Below are 17,201 nucleotides of genomic sequence, written 5' to 3'. Positions count from 1 at the left end.
GCCCGGTCGGTTATCGCCACACCGGCGGCGATCTGCATCGCGAACCCGCGCCCGGAATCGTCCCAGCACCAATGCAACACGAACCCGACTGCACACGGCCTCTGCGGACACAAGGCACACCTATGCTCAACGCCACGCCGATGCCGGCGTGGCCGTCGATGTTCTGCGCGAGCTGATGGACCACGTGCACATGGTGACTACACAGGGTTATTACCGGGTCGGCGAGAAAAGGCGCAGAGAAGCCGTCGACCGCGTGACCACAATGCAGTTCGACCGGCACGGCAACCGCCTCTGGCGCCAAGCCAAAGTACTGCTCGAAGACGAGCATCTGCGGCGAGCAGTCGGCGAGGTCGCCGTGCCGTACGGGTCATGCAGCGAACCAACCAATGTCGCCGCTGGGGGGACCGATTGCCCGGTGCGATTTCGCTGCGTGGGCTGTGCTCATTTCAGCACCGATGTGTCCTACCTTCCTGACTTGGAGGGCTATCTCGCCGATTTGATGCGCAGCCGAGAAAAGCTGCTGAGTGTGGTCGACGCTGATGAATGGGCCAAGGCCGAAGCGATGCCCTCTGATGAGGAGATCACCCGCATCCGCCGCCTGATCTCGAGAGTAAAGGCCGATTTCGACGACTTGTCCGCTGAGGATCGGGCGCAAATCGAGGAATCGGTACGTGTCGTGCGCCGGGCACGTAACCATGCCGTCGGACTCGGACTTCCCAAAGCCCGACAGCAACTACCCGACGTCCGGCCGGATCGGTCTGCATAGTCGATGGGCAATCCGATGATCGACGGCCAACTCGCCGACTCAAGCCGCCGCAGGCAACGAGTCATCAAGGCGCTCAACGCCGCTCGCACGAATGGAGCCGAGATCAGTGTGTCGGCGATTGCTCGCGCGGCAAGCGTAGATCGCAGCTTCCTCTACCGGCATAAGGACCTGCTCGCCCTAATTCACAGCGCCCAAATCACACCGTCCGGTGGGTCCGAGGCACCAGTGACGCGAGAATCGCTGAAAGTCGACCTGGCCAACGCACAGCAGCGCATCGCGCGCCTGGCGGCACACAATCGAAAACTGGAACGCAAGTTGTCCGAGTTGCTGGGCGAAAACGCATGGCGAGAAACAGGCCTCGGTGCCCCCACTGACATCGACCGCCTACAGCAACGAATCAACCAGCTAGAGCAAAGAAACCTCGAGCTCGTGCGCGAGCTCGAGGAACGCGACGACGAACTAACCGCGGCCCGTGCTGCTAAAAGTGAACTGATGTCTCGGCTTAATTCGCCTGCCCACCGCTGAAGCGCTGGACCTGTCCTAGGCGACCCACCGCTGCGAGAATGACGCGATGCTGGGCCATTCAACCTACGGCCGTTGGCGTTGCCCGAAGCAATACGAGCGAGTGCCAGAACTCACTGTTACCCACGATCGACCAAGGTGCGCGCAGGTGCCCACCGTCAATCTCCGTTTCGAGCCGCACACTTCGAGAAACTAGACACCGCCAACTGCGGCCTTGCGTTGCAAAAGCGGGCCACGTTGGACTGTCCCGATCGTCTCGTACTGCACCCGTGGACGGGGATCACTGATCTTCGCGGAACCAGCGATTTTTCGGCGGTTCAGGGTTTCGTCACATTCACACAAAATTGCGTCGCCTGCTCCAGATCGTCCCCTTTGTAACCGTCGTCTTCCATTGCTGCTCTGCACTCCTTGTACCTCTGGCTGTGCCAGGGCTCTGCCGAGATGACAATGCTTGCGATAACCGCCAACACGACCGCAGCTGCAACAGCTAGCGCGATCTTGACTCCATTGCTGAGCCGAGGTCCGAACTGACCGCGAACCGGTGGCAGGGGCTGATATCCGCCCGACGCCGCAGCAGGGTGAGCCTGGTACGACTCTGAAGGTCTCAACGGTCCCACCGGCGGGTCCGAAGGGCGCGGGCCAGCAGCTGCCCTAGGCAGTGCACCAAAGTTTGGCGCTGGCGGCGGGTGGGCTTCAACCGGCTTTCGCCGCCGCTGCGGCGTCCACTGCCGACCGTCAAAGTAGCGTTCGGCCTGCGAGCCGTCGGGGTCGTCGTACCAGCCTGGTGAGCTAGGCATTGTCATCGGCGACTCTCCAGGCGTCTCGGCACTAACAGCCGGAGAATACGTGAGGTCTCATCAGCGGTCCACCGCGTGCGGAGCAGCCGTCTTAGGCGGCGGTCATCGCGCAGATAGGCGGAGATGAATCGCGCCAGCGTATCGATTCCGGCCAGCGGTCGCGATCTAAGCCGAACATCGGCCAGCTTGTATTCAATATGGGGACGTGCTTCAGTCTCCGCCTACCAACGGTCGGTGTTAGCCTGCAAGCGTTGGGGGCGGGTGTCGGCTGAATGTAGTTCGCGCGGCTGAACAGCGACCACTTTGACTCGATGAGGGGGAGCGCAGAAGTGGAGTCGAAGGGATCAATCCTGCTGGTCTACTTCGTTGCAGATGAGTCCGGGTCGATGGAACGAAACATCGGCGAACTCAACGACGGACTGATCACGCTGCAAGACGAACTGCAAAAGCAGCCATTTGCTGCGTCGAAGGTGCGGTTTTCGGTGATCGGTTTTTCTGATAGGGCGTTCACCCACCTCGAAGCCGCTGATCTGCGGGCCACTCAGTGGTTGCCGACACTGAGCGCTCAGGGTTTGACCTCCTACGCTGCGGCATTCAACGAATTGGGCTACCGCATCTCGGTGGACATCGCGCATCTAAAGCAACAGGGTTACACCGTTTACCGCCCTGCGGTCTTTTTCCTCACCGACGGGCTGCCTAACCGCAACGAGGACTGGCGCGCGGCGCGCGCAAACCTGCTGACGCAGCCGGCGCGTCCCAATCTCCTCGCCTTCGGGATCGGCGATGCCGACCCGTCGATCGTGCTTGAGCTCGCCACCAAAGAGGGGTACGCGCTCATCTCAGCCCACGGAGTCGACACGGGCGCGGCGCTGTCGGAATTCTTGACCTCTCTCACGCAGTCGGTCATCAGCTCGGGTCAAGCATTGGCGTCCGGCAACGCAGAACTGCAATTCGACAAACCTGACGGGTTCAAGCTAGCTGTAGATGTCGTATAGGCGCGGTGAACATGGCGACTTTCAAGCTGCCGCGACGCGGCGGTCCGTCTGCTCAACGGAACCGTCGTCGTCCGACGCCGCCGAAGCCCGATCGTCCTAGAACCGAGCACCCGAGACGGTTTGGTCGCCGCAGCCCGTCCCCAGCAACCTCGCTGGCCGAGAATCCGGAGCTTGACTCTAGCGAGACAGCAGTTGCTGAGATGACCGGTTCCCTTAGCATCCCCCAGATTACGGTCGGATCGCCATCTCCTGAGATAGAACCGACGACAACGGGTGAGGAATATCGTTCGTATCCGTTTCGGCCCGACGTAGTGATTGATGGATGGTCGACTGCCACCATCACGATACGTGGAGCGTCTCAGCGAGGACACCTACACCGCTACAACGGTGCACCACGACAAGACGACTTTGCGACTCATGCGTTATCCGATGGTCGAATCATTGTTGCTGTCGCAGATGGTGTTTCAGCTGCAAAGCAGTCGCATATCGGTGCGACTGCAGCGGTCAACTATGCGGCCGGGTGGCTTCGTACTCATCTGGCCGCTGACGTGTCCCAAACGGATTGGGTCATGTTAATGAAGAGCACGGCCTACCGGTTGGCAGAACAAGCTCAAAGTTTGTTCAAGCTCGCTGCACCTGATCCTGTTGTTGCCGAGGAACAGCTGGCCACCACCTTGGTGTGTGCCGTCATCGAGCCCCTCGAAGCTGGCTTGATGCGCGCGCACCTCGTCGGCATCGGAGACTCGGGCGCGTGGTTGTTGTCTTCCAACGGGTTTCGTGCGCTCCTCGGAGGCAAAGCGATTACTAACGACGGCCTGACGTCGTCGGCGGTCATCGGTTTACCACGGGTGCCCTCCGAGCTGTGCCTTGAGGTTGTCGACTTCGGTGGGAGCGACGTCTTATTGCTAGGCAGCGACGGCATCGGCGATCCTCTCGGCAGCGGACAGGGCGGGGTCGGAAACCTTCTGCGCGATCTGCTCACCGCGACACGACCGCCATCGTTAGTCGAGTTCGCCCACGCGCTGGACTTCAGCCGGGAGAACTTCGACGACGACCGCACGTTGGTGGCGGTTTGGCCCAGGAATTCTGAGGTAATGCTGCGATGAGCGCAGAAGGGCCAAGCGAAGAAAGCTTTCGCGCTTCCCGCATGACACGAGCGGTAAAGCAACGCAGCGACCTTGGTGACCTGACCAAAATCGGGCAGGGCGGCCAGGGCGTCGTCTACCGCGCCCCGGGTGTGCGCACGCAATTTTCGGCGTCGCTGGTCTTCAAGCAGTACCGTTCCGAAGAGCGCGACCGCATCGACTTTCAGGCGCTGGCCTCCATGCCTGCGCTCGTCGAGAAGTCGCTGAGCTATGCAGATGGCGAGCGGTTGATCTCGCTTGCAGCGTGGCCGTGCGAGATCGTCGAGGACCAGGGAGTCTCCATAGGTTTCCTGATGCCAGAGATCCCCCATCAGTTCTTCATCTCGCTGTCGACGATGAAAGGAACCTCGCGTAATCGCGCTGAGTTCCAGCACCTGCTCAACGATCAATCAGTTCTGCGGGCGCGCGGAATTCAGATCGACGACGTCCAGCGCTATCGACTTCTGCGCGAGGTCGCGTCCGGCCTGGCATTCCTGCATGACCACGGCGTCACCGTCGGCGACATTTCGCCCAACAACTTGCTCTTCTCGTTGGTCCCCGGCTCTAACGTCTACTTCATTGATTGCGACTCCATGTGCGTGGACGGACATTCGGCGCTCGCTCAGGTAGAAACTCCTGGCTGGGAGGCGCCAGCGGGAGAAAAATTAAGCACGGTCTACTCCGACGCCTACAAACTCGGGCTTCTCGCGCTCCGTCTGCTGGCCGGCGACCAGGACGTCAGAAACCCCGACCATCTGCCCGCGAACACTCCAGATATGGTCCGCAGAGTCATCGCCGACACGTTGCGCGCCGAGCCTCGCAAACGTCCTCTTGCCGAAGTCTGGACCTATCAACTCGGCTATGCGATCGAAGAAGCGCAACACCGCAAAGCGTCCGAACCTGCACAACCACCAGCCTCGCCGCTGGCGGCACAACCACCTCCTGATGTGAAGAGCGTTGCACCGCCGCCGTCGACACCAACTGCACCAACGCCGGGTCCCTCGAGCACTGATCCGGCTCCATCAAACAAAAAGTTTGCGATTGCGACCGCGGCGGCTATTGCGGTGGTGCTAATTATCCTGATTTTCATTGTGTCGGTGAATGGCAGCTCTCACCCCGACTCGGTCGCCTCATCGGACTCATCGACTGTCACGCCGACGAACAGTACGACTGACTCCGCATCGACGGGCGCCGCTGATGTGCCCAGCGCGTCGATCACAGACCCCCCGGCACCGTCTGCTCCTTCGACGCACTCTCAGTCCACGGCCGAGCCTTACTGGGACGGTCCTTGGCTGCGCAACTATTGGGAAGGAAGCCAAGACTGCAACCTCGCGGGACTGGATTACTGGGTAGTCCAGCCCGGCAGCGATGCCGGCATGTATGCCCTCAAATTGGCCTGCTTTCCAACAAACTGGACAAATCTCATCAATAAGCACTGCAAGCAATTCAACCTACCTAAAGGGCGGTGCGCCGTTTGGGACCAGGACAGCATTATGAGCAGTTTTGAAAAACACGGCGACCTTCTAATTGTTGCCCTAACGCAGGCGTGCCTCGACAGGGCTAATCTGACCGATTTTCACGAGGGGCCTCTCCACCAGGACTGTGTCGTCCGAGCGGAGTGATCACGTTCTCGAGAAAGGGAGGTTATGGGGAAAAAAGCGATTCTGGTGATAACCGGACCACTGCTGTTGCTGTCGGCGACCGTCGCTCATGCCGACGCCAATGACGACGAGTTCGTTCAGATGTCAAAAAACATCGGAGTTGACGGCGCCCCGGCGGATTTGATCCGCATCGCGAAGTCGGTATGCGCAGGTCTTGACGGGGGAAGCGGACCCGATGAGATCGCGGACGCTCTTGTTTCCCAGCTTGGGTTGAAGTCGGGCAGGGCCGCCAAGTTTGTAGCGTTTTCCGCGACACATTACTGTCCGAAGTACAGCAATCTGGAATTCAATCGCCCACATTAGCCATCGTGCGCGAGCAGAAGATTCGCCTCACCCGGACCGTGGCACGTTAGCTCGGTAAATCTCTTAGCCATCGATGCGTTGGCCTCGCCGAAGTGCGTCATTTACGTAGTAGGTATCGCGGGTCACGCTGCCAACAGTCATGCATAAAGTGATCAGCCAGATCAAAAAGGTGAGCAGCACGAGGAATGGGAAGAAGAGAACTCCGAGTGCAAGGCCAATCGCGTTCGCCACTACGTACGGTATCGCCCTGGTTGTGAGGCCAAGATAGAGGTGGCCGCCGCCGGGCCAAAATATGGTCAGCAGTAGAGCGATCCCACTCGACTTTTCTTGTGGCGGCAGCGCCGCACCGGGCGGGTACGGGGCCGATCCCCACGACTGGGCGGGATGTGACCCGTACGGACCTGCGGTTGAGGCGGGGTTAGGGGCCGGTGGATATGTGTCGGCAGGATGGGGCGGTATCGCCTGGCCGTAGGGACCGGGAGTTTCCGGCGGATAAGTGGGCGTCGCGTTTCTCGGGCGGCGCTGGGGCGTCCACGTTTCACCGTTCCAATACCGTTCTGCATTAGAAGCGGATGGGTCTTCGTACCAACCCGCCGGCTTGCCCATCGTCATGGTCAGATCTTCCCCCAATTGGTCGAGCGTCGCCCACCAACCGATAAACAGCACGATCCTTATTTGTATGGCTGGTTAAGCCGGCGGTCCGGTGGCCGGACCCCCGTGAACAGATCAACAGGAACAAAACCTGGGGTGCTTCAGGGTACTGCAGCCCCATCGTCGAAGCACTCATGAACTCCACCGGCACCCTCTGAACTCTCCGAAGCGGCGATCGTCGCCGCCGCGATCGCCGTCACAAACCCGAAGAATTTTGATCAACGCGCATCGTTCAATTCCGGACCTCTGGGGCTCTGGGGGCACTTCCTTTCTCAGTGTCGACGACGCCACGCGATGCTCGCATGCATCACACCTGTTGCAGCCATTGACATACCGCCAATCGCGCTTGAGCTGGAAAGATCTATAAAGTCACGCTGCCACGCCGAAGCTGACCCCCAGAGAAGACACGTCGTCGAGGCTGCGGGTGTACACCGTGACCTGGTCGCCGGCGCGGTGTATCTGTACGCGGGCGCCGTCCAGCTTCGCCTCGAAAACGCCCTCACCGCCGAGCTTTTCCAGGGCCTCGGCAACGCCCGACGCGGTCTGAGCCAACATCGGGCCGACCGGCCGTCCCACCTGGAGGGTGAACGCGTCCAATGCCGCCACCCCACCGCTGAGCCCGGCCGCGGCAACCGCGGGCAGGGCGCCGCCGAGCATCGCCGCGCGGCGTACCACTGCGGCCGGAATTTCGGCGGCCGCGGCTACCGCATCGGCCATCACTCCGATCAGAGCGCCCTGCCGCAGTTCACCGGTCAGCAGGCGTCGCAGAAACGTCTGTTCGACTTCGGTTGCTGCCGAGAACAATTCGGTCACGAGCTCAGCACGACGGGACTGCGAGCCCTTGCCCGATACCGCGCCGATCGTCGACAGTGTGGCGTCCACGCCGTGGACGGTCAGGGTGGGGTTCGCAGCGGCGGGTGGGATCGAGCGCAGGGCGGCCCAGCCGATTCCGATCTGACGTTGCGGCAGCTCACCGGAGAGCCAGCTCACCACGATCGCGACCAGAGTGGAATCGGTCCGGGCCTGGCCCAGCAATTCGGCGATCCGCGCGATCTTGGCCCGTCGCGCCGACGAGCCGCCCACGTCGACCGAGGTGGTCGCAACGTCGATCAGCAGCACAACCCACCTTTACACGCCTGACCGACAACGTCACGCCGCGTCGCGATAACGTGCAGGGCAACGCGGGCGCTGCCCGGACAAACAAGGAGGTTTGGATGGAGATCAACGGCAAGAAGGTCATCGTGATCGGCGGTGCCTCGGGCATGGGCCGGGCGAGCGCCGAGTTGTTGCATGCCCGCGGTGCCAACGTCGCGATCTTCGACCGCGAGGGATCCGACGGCAAAGAGGTGGCGGCCGGCATCGACGGTGACTTCTACCCGGTCGATGTCACCGACTTCGCCGCCACCGAGGAGACCCTGAAGACCGCCGCCGAGAAGCTCGGGGGCCTGCACGTCACGGTGACCACAGCCGGCGGCGGCATCGGCAAGCGCACCATTTCGAAAACGGGTCCGCACGACCTGGAGTCGTTTCGGCAGACCATCGATCTCAACCTGATCGCTACGTTCAACATCAGCCGGCTGGCGGCGCACCTGATGAGTGAGAACGAGCCGGAAGACGAAGAGCGTGGCGTCATCATCAACACCGCTTCCATCGCGGCGTTCGAAGGACAGATCGGCCAGGTTGCCTACACCGCGGCCAAAGCCGGCATCGCCGGTATGTGCCTGACCATGGCACGTGACCTGGGGTCGCTGGGCATCCGCGTGCTTGCGATTGCGCCGAGCCTGTTCGCGACGGGACTGACCAAAGGCATCCCGGACGAATTCGCGGTCGCGTTGACGAAGGACGCGGCCTTCCCCAAGCGGCTGGGCCGCCCCGAGGAGTACGCCAAGCTGGTCGCCGCGATCGTGGACAACCCGATGCTGAACGGACAGTGCCTGCGTCTGGACGCCGGGCAGAGGTTCGCGCCCAAGTAGCGATTGGTCGCCGAACGTGAAGCTACTTTCACGTTCGGCGTCCAGCGTGAGGCCAGCTTCACGTTCGGCCGCCGGGTCTTCCCGACCGACCACCCGGTTGGGAGGTGGCCGCATTTAAGTACACTCATTCGCAACGGCCACCGGTGTCCTAGAGGAAGGCCCTGCAATGGGTATCGCATTGACCGACGACCACCGCGAACTCGCCGAGGTTGCTCGCGGATTTCTCACCTCGCAGAAGGCCCGCGCCGCCGCGCGGTCGTTGCTCGATGCGCCCGAGGAGGCCCGCCCGCCGTTCTGGCAGGGCATCGTCGAACTCGGCTGGCTGGGTCTGCACATCGACGAGGAGCACGGAGGCTCGGGATACGGGTTGCCGGAGCTGGTCGTCGTCATCGACGAGCTTGGTCGCGCGGTAGCGCCCGGGCCGTTCGTGCCCACCGTCATCGCGTCGGCGGTGATAGCCAAAGATGGCTCCGGGGAACAGAAATCGCGCCTGCTCCCGGGTTTGATCGACGGGACGGTGACCGCGGGCATCGGTCTGGGCGGTCAGGTCAGCGTCAACGACGGCGTCGCCGACGGTGACGCCGGCATCGTGCTGGGGGCCGGCCTCGGCGACCTCTTGCTGATCGCGGTCGGCGAGGACGTGTTGGTGGTCGAGCGCGACCGCTCCGGCGTCTCGGTCGAGGTGCCGGAGAACCTGGACCCCACTCGACGTTCCGGACGTGTCCGGCTGGACAAGGTCAGCGTCAGCGACGGCGACATTCTGCCGGGCGCCCGGGAGTCGGCGCTGGCGCGTGCGCGCACCCTGCTGGCCGCCGAGGCGGTCGGCGGTGCTGCCGACTGCGTGGATTCCGCGGTCGAGTACGCCAAGGTGCGTCAGCAGTTCGGCCGCACCATCGCGACGTTCCAGGCGATCAAGCACCACTGCGCCAACATGCTGGTCGCTTCGGAGTCGGGCATCGCCTCGGTGTGGGACGCGTCGCGAGCCGGCTCCGAAGACGAAGAACAGTTCCGGTTGGCCGCGGCTTCCGCTGCGGCGCTGGCATTTCCGGCGTACGCGCGCAACGCGGAGCTGAACATCCAGGTGCACGGCGGCATCGGGTTCACCTGGGAGCACGACGCGCATCTGCACCTGCGCCGCGCGCTGGTGACGACGGCGCTGTTCGGCGGCGACGCGCCCGCCGACGACGTGTTCGAGCGCACCGCCGCTGGTGTCACCCGGGAGAACAGCCTGGACCTGCCACCCGAGGCCGAGGAGATGCGGACCAAGATCCACGCCGACGTCGCCGAGCTGGCCGCGCTGGACAAGCAGGCTCAGCGGGACAAGCTGATCGAGACCGGCTATGTGATGCCGCACTGGCCCAAGCCGTGGGGACTGGCGGCGGATGCGGTGGCGCAGTTGGTGATCGAAGAAGAATTCCGCGCGGCAGGTCTCAAGCGTACCGACTACGGCATCACCGCCTGGGTCATCCTCACGTTGGTCCAGCACGGAACCCCCTGGCAGATCGAGCGATTCGTGGAGAAGGCGCTGCGCAAGGAGGAGGTCTGGTGCCAGTTGTTCTCCGAGCCCGAGGCGGGTTCCGACGCGGCTTCGATCAAGACCAAAGCCACCCGGGTGGACGGCGGCTGGAAGATCAACGGGCAGAAGGTGTGGACCAGCGGGGCGCATTACTGTGCGCGCGGCCTCGCGACTGTTCGCACCGACCCTGAGGCACCCAAGCACGCCGGCATCACCACGGTGATCGTGGACATGAAGGCCCCCGAGGTGGAGGTCCGGCCGCTGCGCCAGATCACCGGCGGCTCCGACTTCAACGAGGTGTTCTTCAACGACCTGTTCGTGCCCGACGAGGACGTGGTCGGGGAGCCCAACACCGGCTGGACGGTGGCCCGGGCGACCCTGGGCAACGAGCGGGTCAGCATCGGTGGCAGCGGATCCTTCTACGCCGGTTTGGCCACTCAGTTGGTGCAGCAGGTGAACGAAAACCCAGATCGATTGGTGGGCGGTCGAACTCGCGTCGGCGTCTATCTGGCCGAGGAGAACGCACTACGGCTGCTCAACCTGCGCCGGGTGGCGCGCAGCGTGGAGGGAGCGGGACCGGGGCCGGAAGGAAACGTCACCAAGCTGAAGCTGGCTGACCACATGGTCGAAGGTGGTGCGATCACCGCCGCGCTGGCCGGTCCTGAAACCGCTCTGCATGACGGTGCCGGCGCGCTGTCCGGTCGCCTGGTGATGAGTGCCCGCGCCATGGCCATCGCCGGTGGCACCTCCGAGGTCACCCGCAATCAGATCGCCGAGCGGATCCTCGGGATGCCGCGCGACCCGCTGATCAACTAGACGGGCCGGGTGACGTTGCCTTCGCCGTAACGCGCGAGCGTAACGCCACTGCGGAAATTGGTCGCCTGAATCGCCGCGGCGTTACGCTCGGCGAGTAACGCCTAGGCGGGCGCGAACTGCGGCGCGCCGCCCGGGCCGGGTTCCGGCAACGCCTCGACCTCCATCCCGCACGCCACCGAATCAGGTTCGCAGTCAACGATATTGGCGGCGACCTTGAGGCCGTCCTGCTCGGCGAGTTCGACGAGCGCGATCACATACGGCGTCGGTATTTCCGGGTTAAACGCGTGGTAGTTGACCGTGTAGGTGAACACGGTGCCGTGTCCGGAGACCGGCTTGGCCACCAGCGCGCCGCCGCAGTCGCGGCAGGTACCCGCCGACGGATGAACCCACAGTGCGCAGCTGTCGCAGTGCTCGATCAAGAGCTGCGACGTCGCCTCGGTTGACACGGGCAATACAGTACACTCATTTATCTCGGGTTGGTCTAACGGACGGCGCACATGAGCTACTTCGAAAAAGACGCGATCATTTCCGGTCTCGGTATTTCCCGAATCGGCCGTCGCACCGGCATTCCCGGGCTCGAGCTGACGATGGAATCGGTGCGTGCCGCCATCGAGGACGCCGGGCTGACTCCCGGCGACATCGACGGAATCGCCACTCTTGGTGACACTCCGGCTGTCGAGGTCAACGCCGAACTGGGCATCGAGGCCGGCGACTGCGGGTCGGGCTTCAGCACCGGTGGATTGCTGAACCCGGTGATCTCGGCCTGCCGCGCGGTCTCCGAAGGCCATGCGCGACACGTCATCGTCTACCGGACCATCCAGATGCTGGGCGGCACCGTCCCGGTCAAGCAGGACGAGAACGCCGAGCCCCCACCGCTGGCGCGGATGTTCGACACGCCGGAAGGTGAGCAGCCGCCGATCGTCGGCCCGATGGACGATGTCGGCGATCTGGTTGCAGCCCAAGCGTATTCAGCGGCGAACTGGCTGGGCCTGCACTGTCGCAGGCACATGGAATTGTACGGAACCACCAAAGAGCAGCTCGGCTGGTTGGCGATCAACAGCCGGCGTAACGCGGCGCTGAACTCCCGCGCGGTGTACCGCGACCCGATGACGATGGACGACTACCTGGGCGCGCGCATGGTGTCCGCTCCCTTCGGGCTGCTGGACTGCGACGTCCCGATCGACGGGTCGATCGCGGTGGTGGTGTCGTCCGCCGACTACGCGCGGGACTGCCCGCACCGCGTGGTCAAGGTGGAAGCGGTCGGCGGGAGCAACGGAGCGGGTGGTTGGTTTCACCGCCCGGACTATCCGAAGATGGCCTCCGTCGATGCCGCGGCGCAGATGTGGTCGCGGACCGATCTGACCCCCGCCGACCTGAACCTCGCGGAACTCTACGACGGATTCACCTTCCTCACCTTCGCCTGGCTGGAGGCTCTGGGCATCTGCGGCGACGGCGAAGCCGGACCATTCGTCGAAGGGGCCGCACGGATCGCGCTGAACGGTGCGCTCCCGCTGAACACCTACGGCGGTCAGCTGTCGGCGGGACGCATGCACGGCTATTACCTGCTGCACGAAGCGTGCCTGCAGTTGCGTGGCGAGGCGGGGGAGCGGCAGGTGCAGAACCGTCCGGAGGTGGCGGTGGCCGCGGTGGGCGGCGGGCCGATCGCCGGATGCATGCTCCTGACATGCTGAGACATACACTGCAAGAGCGCAATTGAGCTCTGAAGCGCCGGCCCATCAGTCCGACAAGCGGGCGTCGCAAATCGCCCGGCTCATCGAGGCGGACATCATCCGGCGGGGTTGGCCGATCGGGCTGTCGCTCGGATCAGAGCAGGGGCTGCAAGAGCGGTACCAGGTCAGCCGGTCGGTACTGCGCGAGGCGGTGCGACTCGTCGAGCACCACCGGGTGGCGCGGATGAGGCGCGGACCCAACGGCGGCCTGCTGATCTGTGAGCCGGACGCGGCTCCGGCCACCCATGCGGTCATCATCTACCTGGAGTACCTGGGCATCACGATCGGCGACCTGCTCGATGCCCGACTGCTGTTGGAACCGTTGGCCGCGGCGCGGGCCGCCCAGCACATCGACGAAGCCGGCATCGAGCGACTGCGCGCTGTGCTGCGCGCCGAGCAGGACCGGCAACCCGCGACTGACGAGTTTCACGCCGCGCTGGCGGAGCAGTCGAAAAACCCAGTGCTGCAGTTGTTCATCGACATCCTCATGCGATTGACCGTTCGCTACGCCGAAGACTCGCGCTTCGATTCCGCCGGCGACGCGCGCGAGCGCCGCGACCGCGACCACGCCGGGATCGTCGCCGCGGTCACCGCGGGCGACGCGGCGCGCGCGATGACGCTGAGCGAACAGCACGCGGCGGCGGTGACCAAGTGGCTGCAGGACCACCACCGACCGCGAGGGAACGCGCGCAGCGCCAATCACGGGGCGCAGCAAGGAAAGCTCGCCGAAGTGTTGGCCGCCGCGATCCGCGACGACATCGCCGGCAGTGGCTGGCAGGTTGGTGAGGTGTTCGGGACCGAGGTCGCGCTGCTGGAGCGCTACCAGGTGAGCCGCGCAGTGCTTCGAGAAGCCGTGCGGCTGTTGGAGTATCACGCCGTCGCGACCACGCGGCGGGGGCCCGGTGGCGGTCTGGTGGTGGCAGAACCACAGGCGCAGGCCAGCATCGACACCATCGCGCTCTTCCTGCAGTACCGCCGTCCTCGTCGTGAAGATCTGACGGAGATTCGCGATGCCATCGAGATCGACAACGTCGCGAAGGTGGTAGCCCGCCACGATGCACCGGACGTGCGCGCGTTCCTCGGCAGCCACCGGCTCTTGATCGACAGGGCCGGTGACGACCCACGCAAGGCCGGTGTCGAAGAGTTCCTGTTCCACACCGGGTTGGCGAAATTGGCCGGCAACGCCGTGCTGGAGCTGTTCCTGCGGATTCTCGTCGAGGTATTCCGCCGGTACTGGGCCAGCACCGACCAACCCGTCCCGAGCCATGCTGACCTCGTCGACGTCAGGCACGCGCACCTGCGCATCATCGACGCGATCGGCCACGGTGACGACAGCCTGGCCCGTCACCGGATCCGGCGCCACCTCGACGCCTCGGCGTCCTGGTGGCTGTGACCTCGGCGCCGGTAATCAGGTTGCACGGTCGCGCCGTCAGCGTCTAACCTCGGCAACGTGCAACACCTTCTCGTAGTAGCCAGTACCCGCAGCGGGGTCTGATCCAGACCGACCCCCCGCTGTGGGGTCGGAAGCTACTACCCGTCGGTCGCTCCTTCAGAGTCAGAGAAGACCGGCACATGACAATCACCTTCGCCTCACCCGAATCGCCGACACTGCGCTTCGATGGCATTCCACTTCCACGCGGACTTCGCGAAGACGCCGACATGATGTCGTGGAGCACCTTCACCGCCACCTACGCGCCGAGCTCCGGCCCGCTGCGGCTGGGACGGTGGACCTGCGCGGACACCGATCGCCCCGCCACCAGACTCGGACCGCAGACCTTTCAGGCCACGCTGGCGCTCGGCGACCGCATCGAGACCGCCACCGCCACCGCCAACGGCCCCGTCGCCGCGTTGACCGCGATGCTGCACGAGCACGGTGTCGCGGTCGAGATGCTGCGCTTCCACCAACTGCGGTCCGACGACGCGATCGCGACCTTCATTCAGGGAACCGACGGATGCCGGGCCGAATGGGCAATGGGATGCTCGCAGGATCCGATCCAATCCGCCCTTGCGGCGGTCATCGCCTGCGCTAACCGGCTGTACGCGGCAAGCCGCTAGAGGCGGCGCAGCACAATCGGCATGCCGTCCATCGGGATCGGCATGCCGCCGTAATCCCACTTGGGTTGATAGCCGGGCCGCACGAGCTCGAGGCGGTAGCGACGCAACAGCCGGTGCAGGATCGTCTTGACCTCGAGACGGCCGAACACCATTCCGATGCACTTGTGGGCGCCCCCACCGAACGGGGCGAACGCGTAGCGATGCTGCTTGTGCTCGGAGCGCGGCTCGAGGAACCGCTCGGGGTCGAACTTCAGCGGGTCGGTCCACAGCTCGGGCAGCCAGTGGTTGGTGCCCGGCCACGTGACGACGTTGGTGCCCGCCGGCAGGTAGTGGCCCAGCAGGTCGGTGTCACGCACGGTCTGTCGCATGTTGAACGGCAGCGGGGTGACCAGGCGCAACGACTCGTCCATCACCAGGTCGAGGGTTTCCAGCTTCTCGAGCGCCTCGATGTCCAGCGGACCGTCACCGAGGCGGTCGGACTCGTCGCGACAACGTTGCTGCCATTCCGGGTTGGCGGCCAGGTTGTAGGCCATCGTCGTGGTCGTCGACGTCGAGGTGTCGTGGGCGGCCATCATCAGGAAGATCATGTGGTTGACGATGTCGTCGTCAGTGAAGCTGTTGCCGTCTTCGTCCTCGGTATGGCACAACACCGAGAGCATGTCGGTGCCGTCGGCGTTGCGACGCTGCTCCTTGACCCGCTCGACAAAGTAGTCCTCGAGCACCTTGCGGGCCTGCTTACCGCGCCACCACTTGAACGGCGGGACGCTGGTCCGGATGATCGCGCCACCGGCCCGGGTGGTGGTGGTGAACGCCTGGTTGACCTTGGTCACCAGGTCGTGGTCGGTGCCGGGTTCGTGGCCCATGAACACCACCGAGGCGATATCGAGAGTGAGTTCTTTCATCGCCGGGTGGAACAGGAATCGGGCGTCGTCGGTCGGGTAGCCGGCAACCACCGACGTGGCGACGTTGTCGATGTGCTCGACGTAGCCGGTGAGCCGGCTGCGGGTGAACGCTTCCTGCATGATCCGCCGGTGGTACATGTGCTCTTCGAAGTCGAGCATCATCAGCCCGCGGTTGAAGAACGGCCCGATCACCGGGTGCCAGCCCTTCTGCGAGAAATCTTTGTTGCGGTTGGAGAAGATCGCCTGAGTGGCGTCCGGGCCGATCGCGACGACCGACGGCAGCGCCGCCGATTCGGCGTAGAACACCGGTCCGCGGGTCTTGTAGAGGTGCAGCGGGAAGTTCGGTCCGCCGCGGAACATCTCGATGATGTGGCCCAGCACCGGCAGTCCGCGGTCGCCCATCACCGGCTTGAGATCGCTGCCGGGCGGCGGTGCGGCCAATTCCAGCTGCTTCCAGTCGACGTTCAACAACTGCTTCTCGAGCAGGCCCATGCCGGGAATGGTGTTCACCGTGGGGGTGAAGCGGCGCTTTGCCTGGTCGATCAGGTACTCGGTATTGCTGATGGTCACCATTGACACTCCATTCGTGGGCGTGCGGCCAAAGGTCGATCGGCTGGTGTGGCAGACGTCACTAGCTAGTCATCCTCTGAGGAAACTTGACGGCTGTCAAGTTTCCTTTTGGGTGGGGCGTAGTGCAAGGTCGTAGGGTGCGCATGGAGCAGGGGGTCGAACGGGCCGAGGAGCAGGCCCCGGCTGTGCCGACTCCTCGTCGGCGCGGCGATCGGCAGCGGCACGCGATCGTGCAGGCGGTGCGCGAGCTGCTGCAGGAGAAGCCGTTCGCCCAACTCTCGGTGAGCACGATCAGTGATCGCGCAGGCGTGGCTCGATCGGGCTTCTACTTCTACTTCGACTCCAAATACGCCGTGCTGGCCCAGATCCTGGCTGACGCCACCCACGAGCTCGAGGAGCTGACCGAGTACTTCGCGCCGCGCGGGGCCGACGAGACACCGGCGGCATTCGCCAGACGGATGGTCGGGAGCGCTGCGGCGGTCTACGCCCACAACGACCCGGTGATGTCGGCGTGCAACGCCGCGCGCAACACCGACGCCGAGATCCGCGACCTGCTCGACCAACAGGTCGAGGGCGTCGTTCAGCAGATCATCGGCATCGTCAACGACGAGCTGCAGGCCGGCACCGCCCACCCGATCAGCGACGACATCGCGATGCTGGTGCGCACCCTGTCTGTCACCACGGCGCAGATGCTGTCCGGCGACACCGTTTATCTGGGCGACAACGGCGACGTCCAGCGCGGCGTGCGGGTGCTCGAGGCGCTGTGGCTCAACGCGCTGTGGGGCGGTTCGGCTCAGGTATAGGCCGGGCTCCAGCCGAG

At 64.1% G+C, this 17,201-nt stretch carries 16 protein-coding genes and 1 pseudogene; 12 read left to right on the top strand and 5 right to left on the bottom strand.

All coding sequences use genetic code 11. The features are described from left to right. The first annotated feature begins 148 nt into the window (after positions 1-148). Positions 149-766: a transposase gene (locus CYU59_RS03150; protein WP_292975799.1), complete on the top strand. Its 618-nt coding sequence runs from the start codon at positions 149-151 to the stop codon at positions 764-766. A gap of 3 nt (positions 767-769) precedes the next feature. Further along, on the top strand, positions 770-1,291 hold the full coding sequence (locus tag CYU59_RS03145) for a DUF6262 family protein (protein ID WP_292975797.1): 522 nt from the start codon (positions 770-772) through the stop codon (positions 1,289-1,291). Between the two features lie 314 nt (positions 1,292-1,605). Here the strand turns inward: CYU59_RS03145 and CYU59_RS28945 are convergent, their stop codons facing one another. Further along, positions 1,606-2,085 carry a DUF2510 domain-containing protein gene (locus CYU59_RS28945; RefSeq protein WP_363113788.1) on the bottom strand — a complete coding sequence of 160 codons (480 nt, stop codon included), beginning with the start codon at positions 2,083-2,085 and terminating at the stop codon, positions 1,606-1,608. Between the two features lie 386 nt (positions 2,086-2,471). Between CYU59_RS28945 and CYU59_RS03140 the strand changes: the two genes are divergently transcribed. The 4 genes from CYU59_RS03140 to CYU59_RS03125 all read left to right on the top strand — a co-directional run bounded on the left by CYU59_RS03140 (position 2,472) and on the right by CYU59_RS03125 (position 6,168). After that, positions 2,472-3,080 carry a hypothetical protein gene (locus CYU59_RS03140; RefSeq protein ID WP_292975795.1) on the top strand — a complete coding sequence of 203 codons (609 nt, stop codon included), beginning with the start codon at positions 2,472-2,474 and terminating at the stop codon, positions 3,078-3,080. Between the two features lie 200 nt (positions 3,081-3,280). Next, positions 3,281-4,186 (top strand): protein phosphatase 2C domain-containing protein, encoded by a 906-nt coding sequence (locus CYU59_RS03135; RefSeq protein ID WP_292975793.1) that lies wholly within the window; start codon positions 3,281-3,283, stop codon positions 4,184-4,186. Next, positions 4,183-5,826 (top strand): hypothetical protein, encoded by a 1,644-nt coding sequence (locus CYU59_RS03130; protein ID WP_292975791.1) that lies wholly within the window; start codon positions 4,183-4,185, stop codon positions 5,824-5,826. Before CYU59_RS03135 ends, CYU59_RS03130 begins: the two co-directional genes overlap by 4 nt. A 24-nt stretch (positions 5,827-5,850) precedes the next feature. Next, positions 5,851-6,168: a DUF732 domain-containing protein gene (locus CYU59_RS03125; RefSeq protein WP_292975789.1), complete on the top strand. Its 318-nt coding sequence runs from the start codon at positions 5,851-5,853 to the stop codon at positions 6,166-6,168. A gap of 63 nt (positions 6,169-6,231) precedes the next feature. Here CYU59_RS03125 and CYU59_RS28940 read toward each other — a convergent pair whose 3' ends face one another. Together CYU59_RS28940 and CYU59_RS03120 are read right to left on the bottom strand one after the other, a co-directional pair. Beyond that, a complete protein-coding gene (locus tag CYU59_RS28940) occupies positions 6,232-6,774 on the bottom strand; it encodes a DUF2510 domain-containing protein (RefSeq protein WP_363113786.1) in 543 nt (180 codons plus the stop codon). Between the two features lie 444 nt (positions 6,775-7,218). After that, positions 7,219-7,938 (bottom strand): annotated as a pseudogene (locus CYU59_RS03120) (ATP-dependent DNA ligase); the annotation flags it as partial. 95 nt (positions 7,939-8,033) lie between these two features. Here CYU59_RS03120 and CYU59_RS03115 point away from each other — a divergent pair. Continuing rightward, positions 8,034-8,792: an SDR family NAD(P)-dependent oxidoreductase gene (locus tag CYU59_RS03115; protein ID WP_292975787.1), complete on the top strand. Its 759-nt coding sequence runs from the start codon at positions 8,034-8,036 to the stop codon at positions 8,790-8,792. A 166-nt stretch (positions 8,793-8,958) separates the two neighbouring features. Then, positions 8,959-11,124 carry an acyl-CoA dehydrogenase gene (locus tag CYU59_RS03110; RefSeq protein WP_292975785.1) on the top strand — a complete coding sequence of 722 codons (2,166 nt, stop codon included), beginning with the start codon at positions 8,959-8,961 and terminating at the stop codon, positions 11,122-11,124. Between the two features lie 101 nt (positions 11,125-11,225). On the opposite strand, the gene CYU59_RS03105 is transcribed toward CYU59_RS03110, so the two are convergent. Further along, a complete protein-coding gene (locus CYU59_RS03105; protein WP_292975783.1) occupies positions 11,226-11,570 on the bottom strand; it encodes an OB-fold domain-containing protein in 345 nt (114 codons plus the stop codon). A 51-nt stretch (positions 11,571-11,621) separates the two neighbouring features. On the opposite strand from CYU59_RS03105, the gene CYU59_RS03100 reads away from it, so the two are divergent. The 3 genes from CYU59_RS03100 (at position 11,622) to CYU59_RS03090 (ending at position 14,909) form a co-directional block, all read left to right on the top strand. Next, positions 11,622-12,815, top strand: a complete 1,194-nt coding sequence (locus CYU59_RS03100) for a thiolase family protein (protein WP_292975781.1) — start codon at positions 11,622-11,624, stop codon at positions 12,813-12,815. Positions 12,816-12,837: 22 nt separating this feature from the next. Beyond that, positions 12,838-14,247 carry an FCD domain-containing protein gene (locus CYU59_RS03095; protein ID WP_292975779.1) on the top strand — a complete coding sequence of 470 codons (1,410 nt, stop codon included), beginning with the start codon at positions 12,838-12,840 and terminating at the stop codon, positions 14,245-14,247. A gap of 179 nt (positions 14,248-14,426) precedes the next feature. After that, positions 14,427-14,909: a homocitrate synthase gene (locus CYU59_RS03090; protein WP_292975777.1), complete on the top strand. Its 483-nt coding sequence runs from the start codon at positions 14,427-14,429 to the stop codon at positions 14,907-14,909. Here CYU59_RS03090 and CYU59_RS03085 read toward each other — a convergent pair. Continuing rightward, on the bottom strand, positions 14,906-16,384 hold the full coding sequence (locus tag CYU59_RS03085; protein ID WP_292975775.1) for a cytochrome P450: 1,479 nt from the start codon (positions 16,382-16,384) through the stop codon (positions 14,906-14,908). The two genes, CYU59_RS03090 and CYU59_RS03085, sit on opposite strands and share 4 nt — an antisense overlap. A 140-nt stretch (positions 16,385-16,524) precedes the next feature. Between CYU59_RS03085 and CYU59_RS03080 the strand changes: the two genes are divergently transcribed. Further along, a complete protein-coding gene (locus tag CYU59_RS03080) occupies positions 16,525-17,184 on the top strand; it encodes a TetR/AcrR family transcriptional regulator (RefSeq protein ID WP_292975773.1) in 660 nt (219 codons plus the stop codon). The last annotated feature ends 17 nt before the right edge of the window (positions 17,185-17,201 follow it).

This window comes from Mycobacterium sp., assembly GCF_002863225.1.
In the GTDB taxonomy this organism is placed as follows: domain Bacteria; phylum Actinomycetota; class Actinomycetes; order Mycobacteriales; family Mycobacteriaceae; genus Mycobacterium.
This window is presented reverse-complemented; position numbering and strand designations above follow the sequence as displayed.

Excerpts from the sequence above, each read along its gene's own strand:
- CYU59_RS03145 (WP_292975797.1), top strand. The coding sequence starts at position 770 with ATGGGCAATCCGATGATCGACGGCCAACTCGCCGACTCAAGCCGCCGC.
- CYU59_RS28945 (WP_363113788.1), bottom strand. The coding sequence starts at position 2,085 with ATGCCTAGCTCACCAGGCTGGTACGACGACCCCGACGGCTCGCAGGCC.
- CYU59_RS03140 (WP_292975795.1), top strand. The coding sequence starts at position 2,472 with ATGGAACGAAACATCGGCGAACTCAACGACGGACTGATCACGCTGCAA.
- CYU59_RS03135 (WP_292975793.1), top strand. The coding sequence starts at position 3,281 with ATGACCGGTTCCCTTAGCATCCCCCAGATTACGGTCGGATCGCCATCT.
- CYU59_RS03130 (WP_292975791.1), top strand. The coding sequence starts at position 4,183 with ATGAGCGCAGAAGGGCCAAGCGAAGAAAGCTTTCGCGCTTCCCGCATG.
- CYU59_RS03125 (WP_292975789.1), top strand. The coding sequence starts at position 5,851 with ATGGGGAAAAAAGCGATTCTGGTGATAACCGGACCACTGCTGTTGCTG.
- CYU59_RS28940 (WP_363113786.1), bottom strand. The coding sequence starts at position 6,774 with ATGGGCAAGCCGGCGGGTTGGTACGAAGACCCATCCGCTTCTAATGCA.
- CYU59_RS03115 (WP_292975787.1), top strand. The coding sequence starts at position 8,034 with ATGGAGATCAACGGCAAGAAGGTCATCGTGATCGGCGGTGCCTCGGGC.
- CYU59_RS03110 (WP_292975785.1), top strand. The coding sequence starts at position 8,959 with ATGGGTATCGCATTGACCGACGACCACCGCGAACTCGCCGAGGTTGCT.
- CYU59_RS03100 (WP_292975781.1), top strand. The coding sequence starts at position 11,622 with ATGAGCTACTTCGAAAAAGACGCGATCATTTCCGGTCTCGGTATTTCC.
- CYU59_RS03090 (WP_292975777.1), top strand. The coding sequence starts at position 14,427 with ATGACAATCACCTTCGCCTCACCCGAATCGCCGACACTGCGCTTCGAT.
- CYU59_RS03085 (WP_292975775.1), bottom strand. The coding sequence starts at position 16,384 with ATGGTGACCATCAGCAATACCGAGTACCTGATCGACCAGGCAAAGCGC.
- CYU59_RS03080 (WP_292975773.1), top strand. The coding sequence starts at position 16,525 with ATGGAGCAGGGGGTCGAACGGGCCGAGGAGCAGGCCCCGGCTGTGCCG.